19 protein-coding genes, 1 tRNA gene, 1 riboswitch and 1 other annotated feature are annotated in these 20,934 nt (G+C 41.1%); of the genes, 1 reads left to right on the top strand and 19 read right to left on the bottom strand.

All coding sequences use genetic code 11. From position 1 onward, the window contains the following. Position 1: 1 nt before the first annotated feature. The 19 genes from metC to ACUXV2_RS07745 form a co-directional block, all read right to left on the bottom strand. Positions 2–1,186, bottom strand: a complete 1,185-nt coding sequence (gene metC / locus ACUXV2_RS07835; protein ID WP_446246453.1) for a cystathionine beta-lyase — start codon at positions 1,184–1,186, stop codon at positions 2–4. Next, positions 1,179–2,300: a methionine biosynthesis PLP-dependent protein gene (locus ACUXV2_RS07830; protein ID WP_446246452.1), complete on the bottom strand. Its 1,122-nt coding sequence runs from the start codon at positions 2,298–2,300 to the stop codon at positions 1,179–1,181. The genes metC and ACUXV2_RS07830 overlap by 8 nt, the downstream gene beginning before the upstream one ends. A gap of 91 nt (positions 2,301–2,391) precedes the next feature. Continuing rightward, positions 2,392–2,494: riboswitch (SAM riboswitch) on the bottom strand. A gap of 127 nt (positions 2,495–2,621) precedes the next feature. Beyond that, positions 2,622–3,617, bottom strand: coding sequence for a tryptophan--tRNA ligase (locus ACUXV2_RS07825; RefSeq protein WP_446246451.1), 996 nt, complete (start codon positions 3,615–3,617; stop codon positions 2,622–2,624). A 52-nt stretch (positions 3,618–3,669) separates the two neighbouring features. Further along, positions 3,670–3,914: a binding site (T-box leader), on the bottom strand. Positions 3,915–3,968: 54 nt separating this feature from the next. Next, positions 3,969–4,595: a metal-dependent hydrolase gene (locus ACUXV2_RS07820; protein ID WP_446246450.1), complete on the bottom strand. Its 627-nt coding sequence runs from the start codon at positions 4,593–4,595 to the stop codon at positions 3,969–3,971. An 81-nt stretch (positions 4,596–4,676) separates the two neighbouring features. Next, a complete protein-coding gene (locus ACUXV2_RS07815; protein WP_446246449.1) occupies positions 4,677–5,312 on the bottom strand; it encodes an NUDIX hydrolase in 636 nt (211 codons plus the stop codon). A gap of 40 nt (positions 5,313–5,352) precedes the next feature. After that, a complete protein-coding gene (locus ACUXV2_RS07810) occupies positions 5,353–6,279 on the bottom strand; it encodes a GNAT family N-acetyltransferase (protein ID WP_446246448.1) in 927 nt (308 codons plus the stop codon). Between the two features lie 115 nt (positions 6,280–6,394). Further along, on the bottom strand, positions 6,395–6,964 hold the full coding sequence (locus ACUXV2_RS07805; RefSeq protein WP_446246447.1) for a VanZ family protein: 570 nt from the start codon (positions 6,962–6,964) through the stop codon (positions 6,395–6,397). Between the two features lie 262 nt (positions 6,965–7,226). Next, complete coding sequence (selB, locus tag ACUXV2_RS07800) at positions 7,227–9,116, bottom strand: selenocysteine-specific translation elongation factor (protein ID WP_446246446.1); 1,890 nt, start codon at positions 9,114–9,116, stop codon at positions 7,227–7,229. A gap of 17 nt (positions 9,117–9,133) precedes the next feature. Then, entirely contained in the window at positions 9,134–9,334 is a 201-nt protein-coding gene (locus tag ACUXV2_RS07795; RefSeq protein ID WP_446246445.1) for a hypothetical protein, read from the bottom strand. Between the two features lie 105 nt (positions 9,335–9,439). Then, on the bottom strand, positions 9,440–10,039 hold the full coding sequence (locus ACUXV2_RS07790; RefSeq protein WP_446246444.1) for an SCO family protein: 600 nt from the start codon (positions 10,037–10,039) through the stop codon (positions 9,440–9,442). An 89-nt stretch (positions 10,040–10,128) separates the two neighbouring features. Beyond that, complete coding sequence (gene coaW / locus ACUXV2_RS07785; protein ID WP_446246443.1) at positions 10,129–10,950, bottom strand: type II pantothenate kinase; 822 nt, start codon at positions 10,948–10,950, stop codon at positions 10,129–10,131. Beyond that, the gene (locus ACUXV2_RS07780; RefSeq protein ID WP_446246442.1) at positions 10,947–11,243 is read right to left on the bottom strand and encodes a hypothetical protein; all 297 of its coding nucleotides are present in this window, start codon (positions 11,241–11,243) and stop codon (positions 10,947–10,949) included. The genes coaW and ACUXV2_RS07780 overlap by 4 nt, the downstream gene beginning before the upstream one ends. Before the next feature lie 127 nt (positions 11,244–11,370). After that, a complete protein-coding gene (locus ACUXV2_RS07775) occupies positions 11,371–12,522 on the bottom strand; it encodes a Ger(x)C family spore germination protein (RefSeq protein ID WP_446246441.1) in 1,152 nt (383 codons plus the stop codon). Positions 12,523–12,524: 2 nt separating this feature from the next. Then, a complete protein-coding gene (locus tag ACUXV2_RS07770) occupies positions 12,525–13,979 on the bottom strand; it encodes a spore germination protein (RefSeq protein ID WP_446246440.1) in 1,455 nt (484 codons plus the stop codon). Positions 13,980–14,069: 90 nt separating this feature from the next. Further along, positions 14,070–15,164: an endospore germination permease gene (locus ACUXV2_RS07765; RefSeq protein WP_446246439.1), complete on the bottom strand. Its 1,095-nt coding sequence runs from the start codon at positions 15,162–15,164 to the stop codon at positions 14,070–14,072. A gap of 135 nt (positions 15,165–15,299) precedes the next feature. Beyond that, the gene (locus ACUXV2_RS07760; protein WP_446246438.1) at positions 15,300–18,434 is read right to left on the bottom strand and encodes an AAA family ATPase; all 3,135 of its coding nucleotides are present in this window, start codon (positions 18,432–18,434) and stop codon (positions 15,300–15,302) included. Beyond that, the gene (locus ACUXV2_RS07755) at positions 18,431–19,576 is read right to left on the bottom strand and encodes an exonuclease SbcCD subunit D (protein WP_446246437.1); all 1,146 of its coding nucleotides are present in this window, start codon (positions 19,574–19,576) and stop codon (positions 18,431–18,433) included. Before ACUXV2_RS07755 ends, ACUXV2_RS07760 begins: the two co-directional genes overlap by 4 nt. 161 nt (positions 19,577–19,737) lie before the next feature. Then, positions 19,738–19,875, bottom strand: a complete 138-nt coding sequence (locus ACUXV2_RS07750; RefSeq protein ID WP_334217614.1) for a YvrJ family protein — start codon at positions 19,873–19,875, stop codon at positions 19,738–19,740. A gap of 125 nt (positions 19,876–20,000) precedes the next feature. Further along, entirely contained in the window at positions 20,001–20,528 is a 528-nt protein-coding gene (locus tag ACUXV2_RS07745) for a hypothetical protein (RefSeq protein WP_446246436.1), read from the bottom strand. Between the two features lie 286 nt (positions 20,529–20,814). Between ACUXV2_RS07745 and ACUXV2_RS07740 the strand changes: the two genes are divergently transcribed. Beyond that, positions 20,815–20,911: transfer RNA gene (locus tag ACUXV2_RS07740), tRNA-Sec, on the top strand. Positions 20,912–20,934: the final 23 nt, after the last annotated feature.

Raw genomic sequence — 20,934 nt, 5'->3', positions numbered from 1 at the left:
ATTAAAAATTGATGACTTTTTTAATAGGTGCTTCTTTAAGAGAATGAAAAGCCTGGTCAAGGTCCTGTATCAGTTCATCTGCGTTCTCCAATCCGACTGATAACCTCAGCAGACCATTTGTGATTCCCCGTCTTTCTCTTTCCTTTTCCGGCATGGATGCATGCGACATTTTTGCCGGGTATGAAAGGATGGATTCAACTGCACCCAAGCTTACTGCAAATACCGGAATATCTAATTGTTTAGTCAATTTCCTGACTTCTTCTTCACCTTTTAAGCGAAAAGATAGAACAGCTCCAGGTCCTTTTGACTGCCGGACATGGATTTCTTGGCCTTTATGATAGCTCAGTCCCGGGTAATACACTTCCTCCACTTCCTCTTTCGATTCTAAAAAACGGGCAATCTTATAGGCGCTTTCGGATGACTGCTTCAGGCGGACATGTAATGTTTTAAGACCTCTCAATAAGAGCCAGCTGTCTTGCGGTCCCAAAACAGCACCAAATGAATTTTGTAGGAAAGAAAGTCTCTGGGCTATTTTTTCGTTTCCGGTCACAGCGAGTCCGGCAAGTACATCACTGTGACCTGCCAAAAATTTAGTTGCACTGTGCAAAACCACATCCACACCAAGTGATAAAGGCGTTTGCAGCAGAGGGGTCATGAACGTATTATCCAGAAAGGTCAGACAGTCATTGGCTTTTGCCAATTTTACGACCCCTTCAATATCGGTGATGTTAAGTAAGGGATTCGAAGGAGTTTCGATATAAACCACTTTTGTATTGTGTCTGATCGAGCGGGCCACCTCATGAAGATCCCGCATGTCAACAAAAGAATACTGTATACCAAATCGATTCAATACCTCTGTGATCAATCGATAGGTGCCCCCATATACTTCCTCCGAAATGAGGACATGGTCCCCCTGGGAAAGCATGAGGAAACTGGTTGAAATGGCTGCCATGCCAGATGAAAAAGCAAACCCTTTAATACCACCTTCGAGTTCTGCAATTGTATCTTCCAACGCTTCCCTGGTCGGATTTCCAGACCGGCTGTAATCATACGTCCCAAATCGGTCAAAATCATTCTGATGAAAAGTGGTTGCGTGGTACAGTGGTGTAGAAACCGCTCCAGTATGGGCATCGTATCCGTGAGAATGAAGCAGGGAAGTTTGCACTGAGTACGTTTTTTCACTCATGTATAAGCACCTCTCCTCTTAATTGATTGAACACGTTCTCCAAATCTGAAATGATATCCTCCACATTCTCAATCCCGACTGAAAACCTCAAGAGTCGGTTACATATACCGAGTGTAACCCTTTCACCTTCAGGAATATCAGCATGGGTCTGGGTTGCAGGATACGTAATGAAGCTTTCAACCCCGCCAAGACTTTCAGCGAACGTAATCACCTCTAATTTCTCAAGGAAAGGCCCTACCCATTCTTCCTTTGAGATCCGAAAAGACAGCATTCCGCCTCTGCCGGTATATAGGACATCAGTCACGCAATCGTGATGAGTCAAATACTCTGCAATTTCAATCGCATTTTTTTCATGCCTGGCCATTCGCAAGCTAAGGGTTTTCATGCCGCGGAGTAACAGCCAACAGTCAAATGGTGAAAGTACGGCACCGATTGAATTCTGAATGGTAAATAGCTTCTCTCCCAATTCTTCATTTCTGACGATGACCGCACCCGCAAGCACGTCATTGTGACCGCCTAAATATTTTGTAGCACTGTGAACGACGATATCGGCACCTTCTGTAATTGGCTTTTGCAGGATTGGCGTGTAAAATGTGTTATCCACAATCAGCAATAACCCGTTTTCTTTTGCGATGGAGGAAACGGTGGAAATATTGGTTTCATTCATTAATGGATTGGTTGGAGTCTCGATGAATATCGCTCTGGTCTTTTCGTTTATCTTCTCGACAACACGGCTTTCTTCATGAGTATCCACGAAATGAAACCTGATACCATATTGACTTTGATACTGTAGGAATAAACGATAGCTTCCCCCATATAAGTCCTGGGAGACAATTAATTCATCTCCAGATGAGAATAGGCTCAGCACAGCCTGAATGGCTGCCATTCCCGAGCTGAAGGCAAAAGCTCTATTGCCTTCCTCCAAAAGGGCGAGTGTATCTTCCAGAATGGACCTGGTGGGATTTCCAGTCCGGGAATAATCAAATCCTGATGATTGACCGATCCCCTTGTGCTCATATGCCGTTGACAAGTGAATGGAGGGACTTACAGCTCCTGTCCCTGCGTCCGTACGATTTCCTGATTGAACGAGAATGGTATCGATGTGTTTTTTCATATTTTTCACTCCTTTTCTTATTTAACGAAAAGGGATATAAAAACAAAAAACCTTCTTATCAATATAAGAAGGTTTCAGTCGTTCATTCTCCCTCTTATCGTCCAAGTTGAATTCAACTTGCTGGAATTAGCACCATGCCATAGCTGGTTGCTGAGGTGTCACAGGGCCAGTCCCTCTACCTCTCTGGATAAGAATCTATTTGGTTTTATGGAAATCAACATTCACTTTGCTAAAATAACTTCTTCATAACTTACAACATACTTTATTAAATGTCAATGAAAATTATGAATACTTTAAAAAATACATCAATTCATCTGAAGGTTATTGCAAGCCGATTTTTATTTTTACTTCTTCCAAAAACGGCCTGGCTTTCTGTCTTGCTTTTTCCGCACCTGCTTGTAGAATTTCATTAAGTTTTTCAGGTGTTTCCATTAATTCATTATACTTTTGCCGCGGCTCTTCCAAGCGTGCATTCATCACGTCAAACAGTTCTTTCTTCGCTTGGCCCCATGAGATTCCAGATGTGAAACGCGACCTCATTTCATTTATTTGATCTTCTGCAGCAAACTCTTTATATAATGTGAAAATGATGGAATCATCCGGATTTTTCGGTGCCTCAGGCGGCGTGGAATCCGTCTTGATCTTATTGATCAGTTTTTGCAGTTTTTTCGGTTCCTCGAATAATGGAATGGTATTGTTATAGCTTTTACTCATTTTTCGACCGTCCAGACCCGGGAGAACAGCGGTTTCTTTCTCGATCACATGTTGGGGCAGAGTGAATGTATCACCATAGGTATGATTGAAATTCTCAGCGATATCCCTTGCGATTTCAACATGCTGTATTTGATCCTTCCCGACTGGAACAAGGTCAGTTTGGAAAAGCAGGATATCCGCAGACATTAATATCGGATACGTAAATACCCCCATATTCACACCAGTATCTGATTCTCTCCCTGTGTGAGCATTTTCCTCGACAATGGACTTATATGCATGTGCGCGATTCATCAGTCCTTTTGGTGTAAAACAGGCTAGAATCCAGCTTAGTTCAAAAATTTCCGGAACATCCGATTGCCTGTAAAAGATTGCTTTCTCCGGATCAAGCCCCAACGCCAACCATGTTGCCGCAATCCCCCTGCTGAGCTGGCTCATTTCCTCTTTGTCATGTATCTTTGTAAGTCCGTGATAATCCGCTACGAAATAAGCAGGCTGATACATTTCGTTTTGAGCAAGTTCCAGCGCTGGTTTTATTGCCCCGATATAATTACCAAGATGCACCCTGCCTGTGGGTTTGATCCCTGTCAACACTTGCTTTTTCATCTCTCCTCATTCCTCCCTATCCTTTTAAACGCAAAAAGGGCTTCCCATCCTATAAAAGGACGGGAAACCCGTGGTGCCACCTTCATTCGTTCACGACCGTGAACGCACTTATCTGTACAGAGGATATACACTCGATACATTGTCCCTTCTATCGGTGGGACTTTCCGCCATAACCTACTTTCATTTTCAGTCTGGATGCTCAGAAGCCCATTCGACTGTTTTCCCGCACTGATTCTCACCGGCCATCAGCTCTCTGAAGTGTTTCAACAGTTTACTTTTCTTCATCATTGCATACGTTATTTTGTACTTCCAATATTTTATAATAACAGGAAAATTTGGTCAATATGCTTTTTACATTTCCTTTGATGTAAAGGGGAGAAATAATTTTATTCCTCTTTTATTGAAAGGAAGTAATTTCATATCTCCAACTAGGTGACTGACATATCCGAGCATACATGCTTCAAAAATGCCTTCGATCATCAGCGAAGCTTCAAAGTATCTTGCTATGATTCCAAAAAAGATCAATCCAAGCAGGGAATGGGTATAACTCCTATGCGAAACAAGGGAAGCAATGATTATGTAAATTCCAAGCAGCCATAACCAGGTTTCATTAAGGTGCCAGCCTGCTGCAGTCACACCTAATCCTGTAAAGGTCAGCATCCTCCTCTGTGTAATCACCGTTGAAAGCAATAAAATACCGATGCCGTATCCTATGCCTATCCATTGTTCTCTTCCTTGCTCTTCAAGGAAACTGTATACCATCACCATGATACCAATTACCTGAGCCACCGCGCGAATCATCTTCGGTGAAAAGGTCACCTTATTGCTGAGCTTACCATCTATATCCATATCCGGCATCAACCCGGAAATTCCACCGACTGTGACTAGTATGGCAGTCGTACTTAGATTCGAGCCCATTGAGTTGGCGGTGATAAACCCTGCAGCTGCTCCCGCTGCCATGTGTGCTGTTCCGTTCACAACTCTCCTCCTAATTCTACATATAATACTGAATTTATCATGATAGAGGATTTATGGTGAAATGAACATGGGAAACTTGAATTATTTTTCCAAAAGTTCTCTTCTTACTTTTTTAATGATTTCATGGAAATATGAAATCGGATGGTCTACAAAATCATTTATTGAAATGTTTCTTGTCATGTATTCCTTTTCCCACTCTTCATTCATCATAAATCCTTCAGAACTGACTTCAGCTTTTTCATGGAAAAATAGCTTTTCAAAGTTTTGCAGAGTCGTACGAAACATCCCTGATAATTCATCCGTTTGAAGAGTAAAGCTTTCAAAAGTGACTGGCTTTGTATATAAATAAACATTTGCCAGCTCACGATCTACAAAACCTCCGCCATTCAGCACTTCTTTAATGATGCCAGCAAAAGAGAGATCATCGAATCCAATGTCCAGTCCCAATTCTTCCTGAATCTCCCTTACACCATCTTTGATCGATTCATGTGACAGAACATGGCCGGCAGCTGTGATATCCAATAGTCCGGGGTAATCTTTCTTACGATCACTCCTCAGTTGAAAATAAATATAGACTTCCTCACTGTTTTCATCATGATGTGCCAGCCAGCAGTGGAACGTTTCATGCCAGTACCCTTTTTCATGGACTTGGGATCGGGGACACTCTCCTAATCTATTATAATCTTTATCAAAGATAGATAATGTTTCTTCGTTCATATATCCGTCTCCTTCTACTTGTGATTGATCGTTAAACCTCTTACGTATTGTGCAGACGCTTATATGCATCCAGTAGTTCTTTTACAGGAATATGATTAATCATTACCTCTGAAAGGTCACAGTCCTCAATTGTAACACCCTTCAAATTACAGTTAGAGAACCTGGTTCCTTGAAGATCACATCCTTCAAAGCTCAAGGAATCTTTTTCTTCTCCCAGATCAGTGTTCCGAAAGTGAACGTCACTTAGTGTCACATGGGCAAATTGGCTATTTGAAAGATTTAAATCAGCAAATAGAGAGTGTGTAAAATTGATATTTTGAAATTTTGCTCGACTCACATTACAGTTACTCACGTGACTCCCCATCAGATTGCTGTTACTGAACGAACTTTCTTCCGACCTGACCCCATAGAATTCAGAATGACTCAAATCACAATGTTCGTAAAGCCTTCCTGATATGTCTTTTTCCTTTACGAGGTTCTTTTTTTCCACGTTCTTTTCAATCTTTTTCTCGTAACAATACTCCTCTTCAGATTCATAAACTGTCCGATACCCGACTTTTTCGTAGAAGAAGTGATTATTCTTCTGCCTCGCAGATGTCTCAAGATTCCATATTTTCACTTGGGGAAATTCTGTCTCGATCAGTTCGATCACACTGGTTCCAATGCCTTTCCCTTGAAAGTCAGGGTGTATAAAAATGCGATCGATCCTTCCATATGAAGTACCTGAAATGGTGACAATAATTCCTCCAGCTATCTGTTTCTCAACGAAAATCTTGTAGACTTCCAATTCACGAATCATATATTTGTTCTTTTCGACCGAGGCGTACCCAGGCGGTTGTACGTTGTAATCCACTGTGTACTTTCCATTATCCAGCCATCTAACTGCCTCCTCATCGAATGTGGTTTTCATTATTTCAGTTAATAATGGAGCATCATCAAGGGATGCCTTCTCTATTGCTATTTCCATTTGTGTTCTCCTTTTAGATGATATCCTTTAAATATTAACATAATTTTCTAATTTCATCACAAAAAAAGAGAGTGTATACCTTCCGAAAGGTATACACTCCCTCTGTCTTCTATCATCATTTTATTTTGCCATTTACCTTCAACACTCTGTACATGAAACTTCCGATGATGAATAAAATACCGCCAAGAAGCGAGCCCAACGTATTCATCATCCAATCATCAATATCAGTTGACCTTCCCAAAGGAAGAAAATACTGAGTCAATTCGATAAAGAATGAAAAGAGTGCCCCGAGAAACGTCACCTTCAGGAGAATCGCCCTTTGATGACGCATCCACCAGCTTGAGAAGAAAGCGAATGGCACAAAGAGAACGACGTTTGCCAACAGGTTTCGGATCGGTACCTCTAAGTGATTCATATATAGAAGGTTCAGTTTCAGATTGGAGAAAGGCTCCATGTTGGTATGTCCTTTAACCCCGCCGTTCATTCCTCCGTCACCTATAAATGGTGTGAGGGTGATCATGCATATACCGCCAATGGAAATCGAAAGCAATAAAATGGGAAGGAGGTTCATCCACCTTCCCTTACCTTTTTTCTTTTTCCACACGGAGACGGCTAGGATAGAAGTAATGGTTATCAGTGCGAGGATGGGGATCACCCAGCCAAATGCGCTCCATAATTCCTGCATCGTACGTCTCCTACTTTCTTACCTCGACTATTTACAATTGTTATTAAACAAAACAAGAAAATACCGGAACTTGGGTATTTTTATTTATACGATCCACGGCACGTTTATCTATTACGAAAAGATCACGTGCACGCACTTCGTTTTTAATATACAAACAACATACGCAAAGTAACAATTCTATTAGAAAACAGCCAATTACTAAGATATACAATTGTATGAGTACATTTATACCACATTTCTAAGAAAGAAAAACATATTCCTGTTATTCTTCACAAGAAATCCATTTCCTTTCTTCTTTCATTCTGACTGTATGTCCTTCTTTATCCAGTCTTTCTAAAAATGGAATCATGTATTTTCGTGATATACCCAGTGCCTCTTTCGCCTGTGCTATGTTAAAACTGAGGTCCGTATGTTCCTTCAACACTTCCACTGCCTGCACGAATGTTTTATGAGAATAAGCATGCTTTTCATCCAATGGGACGATCCACTTCTCTTGTACAAAGAAAAGATAAAAGTCTTGCCTGAGTGATTCAGGTATACCAGCTTCCTTAAAATACTCTTCCATTGCTTTTACATTCAGCGCATCCCGCTCCATGGAATGAAGTATCTGCAAACACCTCTTTTCCCATTGCTGCGGAAGGCTCGGAGCGAACCACTCCATACGAACGACTCCGTTTTCCTTTGATATTGCTTTCTGTTGAAGTAACTCTTCAATACTAAATTGGATCACAAGATCGGTGAATGGTTTAAGCAATGACTGAAGTTCCCCTTTGTTGATTCCTTTTTCGAGGGGATGTCTTTCATGATATGAACTAAGAACATTCGTCAGCATTTTTTCACAGCTCTCAACAATGCTTGTGTGGGTTACTCTGGAACCACGCAGCTCAATCCACCCGTCCTTCTTCAGAATATCGTTAAGTTCGTTCCGATTGATTGATGCTTCATTAAGGATGGTTTCAATAGGCAGGCTCTTCTCCTTTTGTATCAGCTTCAAGATCCTTTCTTCCGGTGTCCCTTCCTTTAACGAATGTAACATCGAGATCGTTCCGCTTCCAAATTTGTATTTTCCTCCATTTGGATTAATGATCCAGCCGCCGCCTAATGTTTCTACCGGTGTCGGTCTCCTTATAACAAAACGATCACCGCGTTTAACCACGATTCTATCATGTAACCGGATCTGACAGAGGATAGAGTCTTCTTCCTCATCTACCCTGTTGCGGTCGAAGAATATAAGGGTACCCATCACCTCCGAAGTGCCTGTATGTACTTTGACTTCCATTCGCTGTTTAAGACCAAGCTCGATGCCGTTCAGGATGTCTAGTGAAACATCAATCGTGTCCGTCACTGAAAAGTGGGAGGAGGAAACCAATACGTTCCCGCGTTCTATTTGATGATAATGAACCCCTGCCAGATTAATGGCTGCACGTTGTCCTGCAGATGCTTGCCCGGTATTCATTCCATGCACTTGTATTTGTCTTGCTTTCGCTTGAACCCTTTGTGGGAGTATCGTAAGGTCTTCTCCTGTCAATATCGTTCCCTCGTATATGGTCCCCCTCACGATCGTTCCTTGCCCTTTCATGGTAAATACCTGATCGATCGGTAAACGGAAATCCCCTTCTCTACTCCTGACAGGAATATCTTCCATAGATCGTATGATCAAATCCCTTAATTCTTGGACTCCTTCCCCTGACACACTGTCGACCAACATGAATGGTGCGTTTTCAAAAGGAGTACCTCTAAGTTCATCCTCCACTTCCTCTTTCGCAAGCTCCCTCAATTCTGCATCCACATTTGAAAGTTTTGTGAGTGCCACAATCCCATTTGAGATACCAAGGAGCGAAAGGATGTCCACGTGCTCACGGGTCTGCGGCATTATACCTTCGTCTGCCGCTACAACCAGCACAACAAGGTCTATCCCCCCTACCCCGGCAATCATTTTTCTGATGAACCGCTCATGTCCGGGTACATCGATGATCGATATCTGCAAGTCCTCTTCTTGGAAGAGAGGGGCAAATCCAAGTTCTATTGAGATCTGCCTTTCCTTTTCCTCTTTGAGCCGATCAGTGTCGACATTGGTGAGCGCTTTAGTAAGGGTAGTCTTTCCATGATCAATATGTCCTGCCATTCCTACCGTATAAAACCGTTTGTGCACCTTCTCACCTGCTTCCGCTACGATTTCCTCTGTTTATAATGAGTAAATAATACGCCCGTCATCAATGCAAAACATGCGATGAACAGCATGCCTTTCACGTTTTCTCCTTCTAAGAAAGACTTAATCGTCCAAATCAGGATGACGACTGTTATGACACAATCAAAAACGAAGATTCCTTTAGATTTTCTAATTTTCTTCACCCACTTATTTGATTTCATTATTATACTAACTTTACCATATCCCCAGAAATGAATAAAAAAATAGCCGAAAGAAACAAGTTTCCTGAAGCTTGTTTCTTCTCGGCTATTTAGTGGTGTCGGATGTTAATTCGAACCTTCTTCGATGAGGGTCTTTATGTCTGCCGTCATTTCAGCATATGGAACATCGCTGTTTCCGCTGTAATTCTTAACTACCACACCTTCTTGATTGACCAGGAAAAAGCTCGTTTGATGGATAACTTGATCGGAATTGGGGTCTTTCGCAACGATCGTTTTGAACGAATGTTCCGCAAATTCCTTGATTTCATCAAATTGATAACCGGTCAATAATTCCCACTTGCTGGTATCTGCTGCTTCATATTTCGAAATATAGTCTTTTAAGACCTGGGGCTTATCGTTTTCAGGATCTACACTGAAGGATACAATCTTGTAATCCTCCACTCCTTCTTTCTTAAGCTCCTTTTGAAGCTTGGTCAGGTTGAATGTCATCGGGGGACAGACCGTTTCACAGTTGGTGAAAATAAAATCAGCAATCCATACTTTTCCTTCTAAATCCTTCAGACTCACTTTCTCATTATATTGGTTGGTATACGTGAAGTCTGCAATTTCATAATTCGTTTCTGCTTGGAAGTCACTATTGCTGCAACCTGCAAGGAGAATAACGATCAGAGTCATCACTATTGCGAGTGTTTTCGATTTTGACACTTCAATCTCCTCCGCTTTCACTACTTTTCTCATTCTATGTTAGTAGAAAGAAAAGGAAAAGACAATGAGCTTCTCTTGCATTTCCATGTCTATTCTGTGAAATCAGCCTGTTCCTTCAATCCAAGGCTCAAGGCCCCAAGGCTGCCTGAGAAAGATCCATTTTCAATAAAGATAGCGTGATAATCCAGCAGTTCTTTGAATTGTGATAAATCTTCTTTTAAAGATGTATTTCCATTTAGTGTACTGCCGATGAAGACGATTGATTTAGTGTTATGTGTCAAGATAAGTCGATGCGCCAGTAAAATGATTGTCTCAGCGATCATATTGGTTACTGATCGCAGTACATCCTCTTTGCTGACCTCACCTTCTGGTTGTTTGGCAAAATTGGCCGCGGTCAAGTATTCAGGAACAGGTGTTTCCTGACCTTCATAAATCTCTTTCACCATCAAGTCGACCTTTTCACGCCGGCCGTGTGCTGATAATCTCACCATTTCAGTAAAATCCTTCACACCTGTCAATTTGGCACCAAGCCCCATAAACATCCCGCCGCCTATGCCGCTTCCTAGTACACGGTCGAAAGACGTTTGATCTACCATAAAAAAAGAAGTGCCTGTTCCTATATTCACAAGAACAAATCGGTCTTCCTTATAGTTTTGGTCTTTTAACAGCCACCGCGTTCCTTCTTCAACCGCTTTAAACTCAGGGTATACAGTACAATCAGGCCGCAATGATTTCATTTTCCCTGACTTTCCCCCAGTGACGTACAATGATGCATGAGGCGAAGTGAGTTCCAGCCACTTTATCACGGAAACGAGATCTTCACTGGGGTAGGTTTTATAATGGTATCTCCCGTTCTCTTCATACACCACTTTAGTAAGAGTTCCTCCTGCATCAATACCTATATGCTTCATTCTGCTTCTTCTTTCAATTTCTTTTTAGAGAATAGATAGTGAAGAATATAGCCATGGATCACCATGATGACCAGGAATGCAACCAGATAATAAAATACACCCATGATACCCTTGGAAAAATCCTCGGTCAATAGCCACCATATGGACGCTAAAAGCAAGAAGAAGAATTGAAGCGCAACCCCTTCCAAGAAGGGCTTTTTGTAACTATTAAAATCCAACAGCCTCTTCCAGCTCCATCCGATTGCAACTGCAGCTGAAATTAATAATAATAAAATATAAATACTTATTTTCATTATTATCACCCGCTTTACTTTTTCTTTGTCTTAATCATATTAAATCGAATTGGAAATATAAAGTCTAAATAGAAAAGTCAGGTAAATTATTTGATTATGAACGTCGTAAACTCATAACATGAATAGATTAATTCTCTACGTTATCATACCGGTAGGCGTTATAATGGGAAATACTTACGTTCACGTTGATCTTTTCTAAAGAATCTTTACTAAGATAGAATGATTTCCCGTCTTCGAGTTCCTTATATTGACCAGCCCTGAATCTGTAGTACTTTTCACCAAGATTCAGTAAGTCCACCTTCTTTTCTATTCCGATATTATAAACAGATTGGATTTCCTTTTTGATTGAATCCTCCAATGCGCTTTTTACCTTTTTATAAGGGGCTTCCTTCAACTTTTCCAGCATCTCCGCTTCCACATTCACATCAAGTGTGAATACGGGTTCAGCGGCTTTCTTATTGTATTTCACTTTCAATTTTTCTGAGGATAATTTAAACGTAGCGGTTAATTCATCTTCCATATAAAGACCATATTCGATTTGACTCTTTTTATGAAGTAACCACTCAACCCAAATAGACTCTTTGGAAGGAAGAGTTCCTTTGTAAGAGGAACTTTGAAACAAGCTGAAACCATTCAGCAGGAGTGAGGGGTTTGGCGCATCGGTTACCCATGCATCACGATTGACTGTCAGAATAGGGATGGTCGCAGATCCCATCGGCTCATAATACTTTCTTAAGAATGACATCAAGCTGACTGGACCTATATCATCCAGACTGGGTTCTATATGCTCTTCAGTCAACAAAACCGTATAGACAGGGGGATAGCCAAATAAGCCTTTGGTTTGCAGGAGTTCGTTTATATTTTGATCGGTGGTGAAAAGTAAAAGATTGGGTCTCAACGAACGATTTCTCCCTACATCCTCCAGTACTTCCTTGAATTTATATTCCATCACATTTTTTGATAACACGAGCGCTTTCGTATGACCAAAGAATAAAGGCGGCCTGGAAAGCCTGTACAGCTTACTCACTGCCAGATTCATCGTTTTACCAGTTGCGGTACCGACCAATGTCGGTACTGTTTCCGTGGGTCTGGTTTCTTGTTTAGCCACATTAATAAAGTTCAAGCCTTGCAGATAAACTGTGTACTCATCATCATCGGGATCATAGTCCATACCAATCGTCACGATATACGTCAAGTCCTGGATATTTTTGATTCCTGAACACCCTGACAAGAAGAGCAATGAAAAAATGATGCTGATTTTGATTGATCTAGAGGTCACGATTATTCATTTCCCTTCCTTGTAGAGTCTGCCGGGCTGGTGGATTTCGTACGCTCCTTATAAAATTTAAGAGGTAACTTGGTAAATGAACGAAGTGATTCCTTTATACTTAATGGAGCGATAGAACCCAAGTATGGGACACCGAATGAAGATTTTGTTGCTAAATAAAGAACGGTGACCACAAATGATAACACCACACCAAATAATCCTAAAAATGTACTTAAAAGTAAGACGATGAACCTTAAGATTGTAATCCCGTTCTTTAAAGATTGATTGACGAGTGTAAAAGATGATATATACGTTATGGCACCTACAACGAGCATGGTAGGCGAGGTCAATCCCGCCCGGATGGCGGCGTCTCCGACAATGAGCCCGCCAAGTACCGAAACCGTCTGGCCGATGGCCCGCGGAAGGCGTATGCCTGCTTCATTAAAAAATTCAAATAAAAACAAGACAATGAACATTTCAACAGGGGCAGAAAGCGGCAAGCCGAATCTCGACATCGATATCGTAGCGACAAGCAAGTAAGGAATCTGTTCAATGTTATAAGCAGAAAGAGCGACCCAAATTCCAGGTAGAAAACCGGATATGATCAAACCGCTCAGCCTTATCATTCGTTCAATGGAGACGTAGAAATAATTGATGCTTGCATCTTCAGGTGATTTTGTCTGCAATAACAAATTGACGGGTGCAAATGATACAGTTGGACATCCATCCACCATAATGGCGAATCTGCCCTGATTAAGGCTTTCCACGATAAAATCAGGTCTTCCGGTGTAATCAAAACTTGGAAAAACCGAATAAGGGGAATCGGATATCAGGGACTCCAATTCTTCATTGGAGATTAATACATCAATTTCAATTTTTTCTATCCTTTTATGAAGTTCGATCAGCACCCTCTCATCAAGTACATCATCCAAATATAAGACCGCAACTTTTGTATTGCTTCTGCTGCCCACAGTATATTTCTCTACACATAATGATGGTGAAAAGAGTCTTCTCCTCACTAAAGAGATATTCGTGTTCAAATCCTCGACAAACCCGTCTTTCGGTCCTCTGATTGATGTTTCCAGTGCAGATTCTTCCGGGCTCCTCTTAGGAAGGTTCCCGGCCTGTACACCAAAGATTACACCCTCAACAAAAAAGAGCACATAGCCTGAGAATAAGGATGTTGACAATTGTTCTTGATTCCGATCCGTAAGATTATCTATTTGAAAGTATTCTTGCAACTTTTGAAGAACTGACTTCTCTGTAAATAGATCCAGCCTGGGCAGGATGAATTTATCAAGGTACTGGGTGTCAATGAGGCTCTCAAAAAACACCATTGTTACTTTTCCCTGTTCAAACTCATGTTCTTTATAAATCAAATCCTTACTTTTACAGAATAAGGATTGTAAATCTTCCATCTTTTCTATTGCTGTTTCCTTTTTACCTGTACGCTTATTATCATATTTCATATTAGACAACACCTTTTTTGTGTCTGCAGCATTTTATTGTACGGCGTATTGTTGCTCCCTGGATATGAGCCTTCTAATCCTTCACTTGCATTATTGTGAGCCAGTGACGGAGAAGATTTTCACGATCAAAGCACTGACTATGATCTGGAACAGAAAAAATACAACGGTGACAGGGAAGAAAATCTCATATAAAAAACGATAAAAAAAGAATGTATCAACATCGATAAGCAGTAAGAACAAGAATACAACGTAAAGAGGCACTATCACTCTCAGCTTCATTCTGTAATTATTTTTGGAATTTGTAATCAAGAACGCCAATAAAAATAGAAACAAACCGATTCTGATGACAGCCCCGCATAACCATTGATAAAGTGCGAAAAAGTCAAGATGGGTGATGAACTCCCCAATACCTAATATCCTCCACTGTTCATAGGCTGGATACCTCATTTTCGAAGCTTCTTCATGTCCGAACTCCATGATAGAGGCGGTTAAAGGTCCCATGATCAACCCAAGTAATATTAGACCTAAAAATATCAAATGATGCAATTTTATTTTCCCTTGACTGAAAGGCTGAAGCAAAATGATTATGTATATCTCCAACAATCCACTCAGAACATAGATTACGCCTTTAAAAACGGGATAAAAGCCATCGCTTAGAATAGGCAAAAGCAGGCTGGGATCTTTCATGTTTGTATTGGTGAAAGCAATGAAAAAGCCAAAAATCATGACCAGTGGCAATAAAAAACCGCTTGCGATGGCCATATATTTCACCCCAGACCATGTAATCAGGAAACAAGTGAATATCATAATGATGACAATCAGTAATTTGGGAACATCGGCTAAAAAATATGCCTTTAACCATATTATTAAATCAACGAAAGTGATATATGCGCTTGCTAACAAAAATAAACAGATCGGCAGCCCAAATAACCAGACGAATGCTTTGTTCCATTTTGTTCTCAATAGGTGAAAGAAGCCTTCAGGCGGTGATTTTTTCAGTATGTAATAAATTAAAAATGTAGCTATTATTAAGACTGGATAAGAAATGACCGCACTTACCCAACCGTCCCTGCCGGAAGCATTTAAGATACTAGGGATGATCATAACGTGGTTCAAGAGTCCTGTGGAAAGGATCAGTAATAAGGTCAGTTGCCGCGGGATCAGGACTGGCTGTAAATTCTTCATTTCATTTCTCCTCAATTATGATGTATCTCTATTTATTTCCTCTGTTCTCCAAAACAAACCTGCTGATAAACAAAAAAAGCCAGGTGGGACCTGACTTTTTTCCAATGAATGACTGTATTTAACTTCTACCATGCCTTAAACCATAAATTGAAATTCTGTTCTGCTTCCATTCTGTGAGGATATGACCTCCAGGCGCGCATCGATTCTTTCTTTTAATTCAGGGACGTGGGAAATCAAACCGACCAGGCGGCCGCTGCTTTGGATGTCCATTAATGCTTCGATGGCATGATCAAGAGATTCAGGATCGAGGGTACCGAAGCCTTCATCGATGAACATCGTTTCAAGGGAAACGCCCCCGGCATATTGCTGGACTACATCCGCAAGCCCGAGCGCCAATGCCAATGATGCCTTAAAGCTTTCCCCTCCTGATAAGGTCTTGACATGCCTCTCCTGTCCGGTATATTGATCAAACACGAGCAGCTCCAGCCCGCTTTGTATATTCCCTTTACTCCGGTCGGTCTTCCGGATCAAGTTATACCTGCCGGCTGTCATTTTAATCAAACGGTCATTGGCTACATTTAGTATATCTTCAAGAAAAGATGCCAACACATACCGCTCAAATGTCAGACGGTTCGCATTTTGTCCGCGTGCAATGTCTGCAAGGTGTCCAACCGTTTGGTAAGCCTCCTCAAGCTCTTTGATGCTTGCATTGATTTCAACAACCCGCACATGTATTTTTTTATTTTCCTGCGTGTGTGAAATCATATTATTTAGTTCCTCGTTCAATTTTTTCATTTCTTCAGAAACGGCTGCCAATGATTCTTCAATCACTTGAATCTCCGGTTTTTCCTTATTTTCAAGCTGCTTCCTGACATCGGACAGGCGATCTGTGACGGATCGTAAATCTTCACCATATTTCTTTATTTTCTCTTCAAGTGCACTTATTTCTTCGTCATACCTTTTCGCTTCGTGAAATGCACGATAATGTGGAAAACCTTCCTTTGACAATAGAGAAAGAAAAGCTTCCCTCTCCTCTTTCATATCAGCATCTGCCTTCTCGACTTGAGCCTTCTTATCATTTATTTGTGACTCTTTTACACTGTATTCATTGTCACATGCAAAAAAATGTGATTGAGCTTTCTCAAAATCAGCCCTCATCTTCTCCAGCGTATCTTTCGTCTTTTTTAATGCAACATCATAGTCTTTTCTTGAATTCAGTTCTGAAGGGATTGACTCTCTGACCTTCTCTAAAGCCGTTTTCTTAGTTAAGAAAGCCATTTGGAGCTCTCTCTGCTTTTCCTCATGTTCCTTACTGGTTTCTTCAAGTTCCGTAAGTTTCTCTTTTCCCTTCTTGACTTGTTCCCTCATCTCTTTTAGATGTTCCACTTCTTTTTTCTTTTCAAGTATTTCTCCATTAAGGTACTTCACACTTAACCGGACCTCTTCTGTGACTTCCATATAATTCTGTATCGTAAGGTTTTCAGATTTTTTCGCTGCCCTTTTGATGAGTAAATGAATTTGCTCTTCGGTTCCCTGGATTTTGGTTTCTTCCTGGGCCAGCGCAAGACTTATTTGTTTTTCTTCTGACTGAAGAGACTGAAGTGTTTCCTTAGCGCTATTCATGTCCTCTTCTGAAGGTAATTGGTGTCCGTCCTTGGCCGGACTCGGGTGATGAAGCGAACCGCATACTGGGCAGGGTGACTCTTCTTTGAGATCACTGGCCAGGATGGCAGATTGTGCCGAGCGCCATTCACTCTCCAGATAAGCGACTGAATCGGATGCATCTTTCACCCGGTTACCAATGCTCTCGTATTGTTCATTCAATCGTTTATAAGTTTTCTTAAATTGATCAAGACGGGAAGATAACGCTTGAATTTCCTTAAGAGATTCTAATAAAGACTCTTTTTCCTGAAGTGACTTTTCATATTCAAACAATACATTTTGACTGTCTTCAAGCTTCTCAAGCCGGCCTTCTCTTTCCTTGATACCGTTTTTCAATAATGCGATCTGGTCCGATTGTTTATTGATTAATTGCTGATGCTTTGAGCTCTTCTCCTGCAGCTCATTCAATTCAGATTGTAAGGCATCCAGTGAATACATATCTTTCTGGATGCTTTCAAGGTGATTGATCTTTTTAACCAGATCATCTCTGACTGATTCCTTGCCGGCTTCTTCTTTAAATTGTTTCTTTGCATGCTGGAGTTTGCTGGAGACTGTTTCTTTTTCTTTTATCAGTTGTTCCAGTTCATGCTGCAGCCCTTTAAGAATTTGACTCAGTTTGTGGCAGTATTCATCCTGCTTCAATAACCTGGATGCCTTATGAGCAAGGATGATTTCTTGATTAACGTTTTCCATCTCCGTTTTTTCCTGCTCCAGACCGGTCAATTCAACTGCCAATTTTTCTTCCATTTCAAACTGCTGTAAGAGGGTATTCGCTTCCGCCAGCTGCTTATTGATGTTATCTCTTTTGCTTTGGACAGCTTGATAAGTCTTTTGCACTTCAGCCAGCCGCTGCTCCATTTGTTCAATATGATCCGGCAGGATTCTAAGTATCTTGCTGTCATTTATGGGTTCTTCCTGTAATAATTCATGTAATTCTTCATTGTCATCAGCATAGATCTTTAGGATTTCCCTTGTGCGTGTTTCAACAGATGCCTCCACCGTTTTTCTTAAATCATCGGCTTCTGCCTTCAAGCCTTCCTGAATCATTCTATAGAGCTGCGTATGGAACAACCTCTGAAGGATGACTTCTTTATCTTTACTGTCGGAGGTTAATAGTTTACGAAACTCCCCTTGGGGTATCATGAGGATCTGACGGAACTGATTAGCGTCCAATTGAATGAGCGATTTTATCTTCTCTTCAACATCCCTGACATTGGCGGCAAGCAGCTGCTCATTGCCATCATTATCATACGTGTATAATTCCGCTCTAGCATTGATCGTCGTAAAACCTTCTCCCCTGGCTTTCTTTTTATCCTGCTGGGGAGACCTCCAGATCCTGTACGTTTTCCCCCTTAAACTGAATAAAAGCTCCACTTCTGTCACATCTTCATCTTTGGCAAATTGACTCCTCATCTCAGTCGGAGTGCGGTCCTCCCCGCTTGCCTTGCCATAAATCGCATATGATATACCGTCAAAAATAGTAGTCTTTCCCGATCCCGTTTTACCTGAAATCACAAACATCGTACGGTTGTCCAGTTGACGGAAATCAATTTCCTCCCTCTCTGCATAGGGGCCGAATGCCTGTAATGTCAATTTTTGAGGTTTCATCCTTCATACACCTCCTGCCTTGCTTTTTCGATGACCTTCTCTAACACATCTTCTTTGGATGGAGAAAATTCCCCTGTCGTCATGTCTGAATAAAATTCTTTAAACAATTGGAGTTCGGACTTCTTTTTATCCTCAAGTACTTTGAAACTGTTTTTCTTTTTTGCATCCGTCAATTCCAATTTCCGTTCAAGATGCAGTACATTCGGATATACCTGGCGAAGCTTATTTATAGGGTCGATAAGGGTTCCTTCATCATGCAGGGTGACCTTTAAGTAATCGTCCACTTTCTGAGATTGATAGAATGCAGGGTCAAGCAGCTCTTCCAAATGTCCTTTGAGCTCTCTCATATCCTGCTTTGGACGCAGGATGCGTTCACCGAGTTCAAACGAACCGTCTTCCCTCATCTCCACAACTGTCACTGATTTCCGTTGACTTGCTTCTGAGAACGAGTATTTTAGAAGCGACCCTGAATATCGGATCGTATCATGTCTGATTGCATCAGGACTGTGCAGATGCCCCAAGGCTGTGTAATGAAATGGTTCGAATAAATCACTGCCCACACACCCTGAGCCTCCAACTGACAAGGTCCTTTCTGAATCCGTCGTTTTTCCGCCGAGGACAAAAGCATGCCCTACGAAAACATGGGGTTCCTCAGGATTCATTTCCTCCTGGATCCTGCTTACGATCGCTTTCATGGCATCGTGATGGGAATGAATCGAATCATCATTTAGCAGTTGACGTACCGTTCCCGGTTCTGCATATGGCACGCAGTGAAAATTCACCCCGCTCACTTTGATGGGTGTAAAATCCGCTGTCAATTTCCCCTTTAAGTAAAAGTGGCTATGCTTGTACCATGATGAGCCAAACGATAAACGTTCAGCACTGTCGTGATTCCCCGAAACAGCAACAATAGGCGTGTTTAATTCGACATTGATTCTGTAAAGCACCTCATCCAGTAACTCCACCGCTTCAGTCGGAGGTACAGAACGGTCGTATAGATCACCTGCTATCACAACTGCATCAGGCTTTTCTTCCTGTACCAACTCAATGAATTGCTCTAATATGTATCTCTGCTCATCCGTCATATATATTCCATGTACCAATTTCCCTAAATGCCAATCAGCAGTATGAATAAATTTCAACGTTGTATCTCCTCTCTACCTGTTCACTATCTTGAATTATAACAAAATATGAAAATACCCGGAAAAGGAATTGTTTCCAAACCGGAACACTCGTTCTAATCATATAATGGAATACTATATTTTTCCACTATTATAAAGAGAGGCCAATGGCCTCCCTTTTCCTACTCTTTCATTCTTTGAGGAAGAGTCTGAATGGATGTCACAACTGCATCCAGCTTCGTTTCTATACGATAAAGCAGATACATCGTCACCACAATCGGAAATCCGACCTCAGAGATAAAAGGAATAATGGACTCCATGACATTTACCTCCTTTCATTCTCTATATAGGGGAATGAAAGGAAGTAGGACACCATTATCAATAAAAAAAACGAACCCTTTGATAAAGGATTCGTTTTCCATACATACGTACGGGTCAATTCTTATTAACCGTTTAAGTCGTTCATTAAGCTGGAGCTTACTAACCCAGCTTTATCAAGGATTGCTTTAATCTGATTTTCAGCTTCGATCATTTTTTCATCAGCTGCTGTAAGATCAGCTTCTCCCTCTTTTTTCAAAGCCTCGGCTTTCATCGTATAAGACTCTGCCAATGTTGCTTTAAATTCTTCGATGTCTTTTTTATAGTCTTCAAGTCCAGATGGAATTTCTGTACTTTCCACTGCTTTAGCCGTTTCCTCAGCTGACATTGCAGCTGCATCTTCTAGCTTTGCAAGCTCATCACCCGTCGGCGGTGTTTCTCCACCAACTGCTGCTTCGTATCCATTCAAGTCAATATCGGTACCATTAACTGTGGTAGTTAAATTAAGATAAAAATCCATTAATTCCCCAGCTGCGTTTGTATTTTCCTCACTTGTTTCTGCAGATTCCTTTTCTTTTCCTTCTTCGGAACCAGTATCAGAACATCCAACCAAGAATAAAGATAAACCTAAACCTAAGAACCATAATTTTTTCATAGTTCATATCCCCTTTCTGTCTCTTATGCATGAATTGTGCGGGAGATAAAGCTAAGTAATCGCTTTCTTCTTCCATTATCAGCCGGCAGAAAGTATCTTATCACGGCGCTGAACGGTTGGTAAAGAAATATTTTCTACTTTCACCAAAGTTCTAATTTTACAAATAGTTGAAATAAATAAGCAATTTGTAATGCCATTAAAGTCCGGTTTATGGGAGTGCTATCTTTTTGATTTTGTTTGAATAAACGTCGGCAACATGATATAACTTATGTAGATTATTAAACACGGGGCTGATTGTAGAGCTGGTGCTTGCCTAGGTCTTCAAAACCTCTTGGGAGGCGCGTGCCGTCTCCGCTGGGTTCGATTCCCAGGCAGTCCCGCCAATCTTTCCTTCTTCTTTCAACTT

It is taken from the genome of Rossellomorea sp. NS-SX7, from assembly GCF_052828565.1.
The sequence above is the reverse complement of the archived record's forward strand: the minus strand, read 5'-3'. Positions and strand labels throughout refer to the sequence as shown.

What these genes read in the sequence shown, in the direction of transcription:
- ACUXV2_RS07825 (WP_446246451.1), bottom strand. Translation starts at nt 3,617, where the DNA reads ATGAAAAAGCAAGTGTTGACAGGGATCAAACCCACAGGCAGGGTGCAT.
- ACUXV2_RS07815 (WP_446246449.1), bottom strand. Translation starts at nt 5,312, where the DNA reads ATGAACGAAGAAACATTATCTATCTTTGATAAAGATTATAATAGATTA.
- metC (WP_446246453.1), bottom strand. Translation starts at nt 1,186, where the DNA reads ATGAGTGAAAAAACGTACTCAGTGCAAACTTCCCTGCTTCATTCTCAC.
- ACUXV2_RS07745 (WP_446246436.1), bottom strand. Translation starts at nt 20,528, where the DNA reads ATGAAAAAATTATGGTTCTTAGGTTTAGGTTTATCTTTATTCTTGGTT.
- coaW (WP_446246443.1), bottom strand. Translation starts at nt 10,950, where the DNA reads ATGAAGCATATAGGTATTGATGCAGGAGGAACTCTTACTAAAGTGGTG.
- ACUXV2_RS07750 (WP_334217614.1), bottom strand. Translation starts at nt 19,875, where the DNA reads ATGGAGTCCATTATTCCTTTTATCTCTGAGGTCGGATTTCCGATTGTG.
- ACUXV2_RS07765 (WP_446246439.1), bottom strand. Translation starts at nt 15,164, where the DNA reads ATGAAGAATTTACAGCCAGTCCTGATCCCGCGGCAACTGACCTTATTA.
- ACUXV2_RS07795 (WP_446246445.1), bottom strand. Translation starts at nt 9,334, where the DNA reads ATGAAATCAAATAAGTGGGTGAAGAAAATTAGAAAATCTAAAGGAATC.
- ACUXV2_RS07810 (WP_446246448.1), bottom strand. Translation starts at nt 6,279, where the DNA reads ATGGAAATAGCAATAGAGAAGGCATCCCTTGATGATGCTCCATTATTA.
- ACUXV2_RS07830 (WP_446246452.1), bottom strand. Translation starts at nt 2,300, where the DNA reads ATGAAAAAACACATCGATACCATTCTCGTTCAATCAGGAAATCGTACG.
- ACUXV2_RS07780 (WP_446246442.1), bottom strand. Translation starts at nt 11,243, where the DNA reads ATGAAAATAAGTATTTATATTTTATTATTATTAATTTCAGCTGCAGTT.
- ACUXV2_RS07760 (WP_446246438.1), bottom strand. Translation starts at nt 18,434, where the DNA reads ATGAAACCTCAAAAATTGACATTACAGGCATTCGGCCCCTATGCAGAG.
- ACUXV2_RS07805 (WP_446246447.1), bottom strand. Translation starts at nt 6,964, where the DNA reads ATGCAGGAATTATGGAGCGCATTTGGCTGGGTGATCCCCATCCTCGCA.
- ACUXV2_RS07770 (WP_446246440.1), bottom strand. Translation starts at nt 13,979, where the DNA reads ATGAAATATGATAATAAGCGTACAGGTAAAAAGGAAACAGCAATAGAA.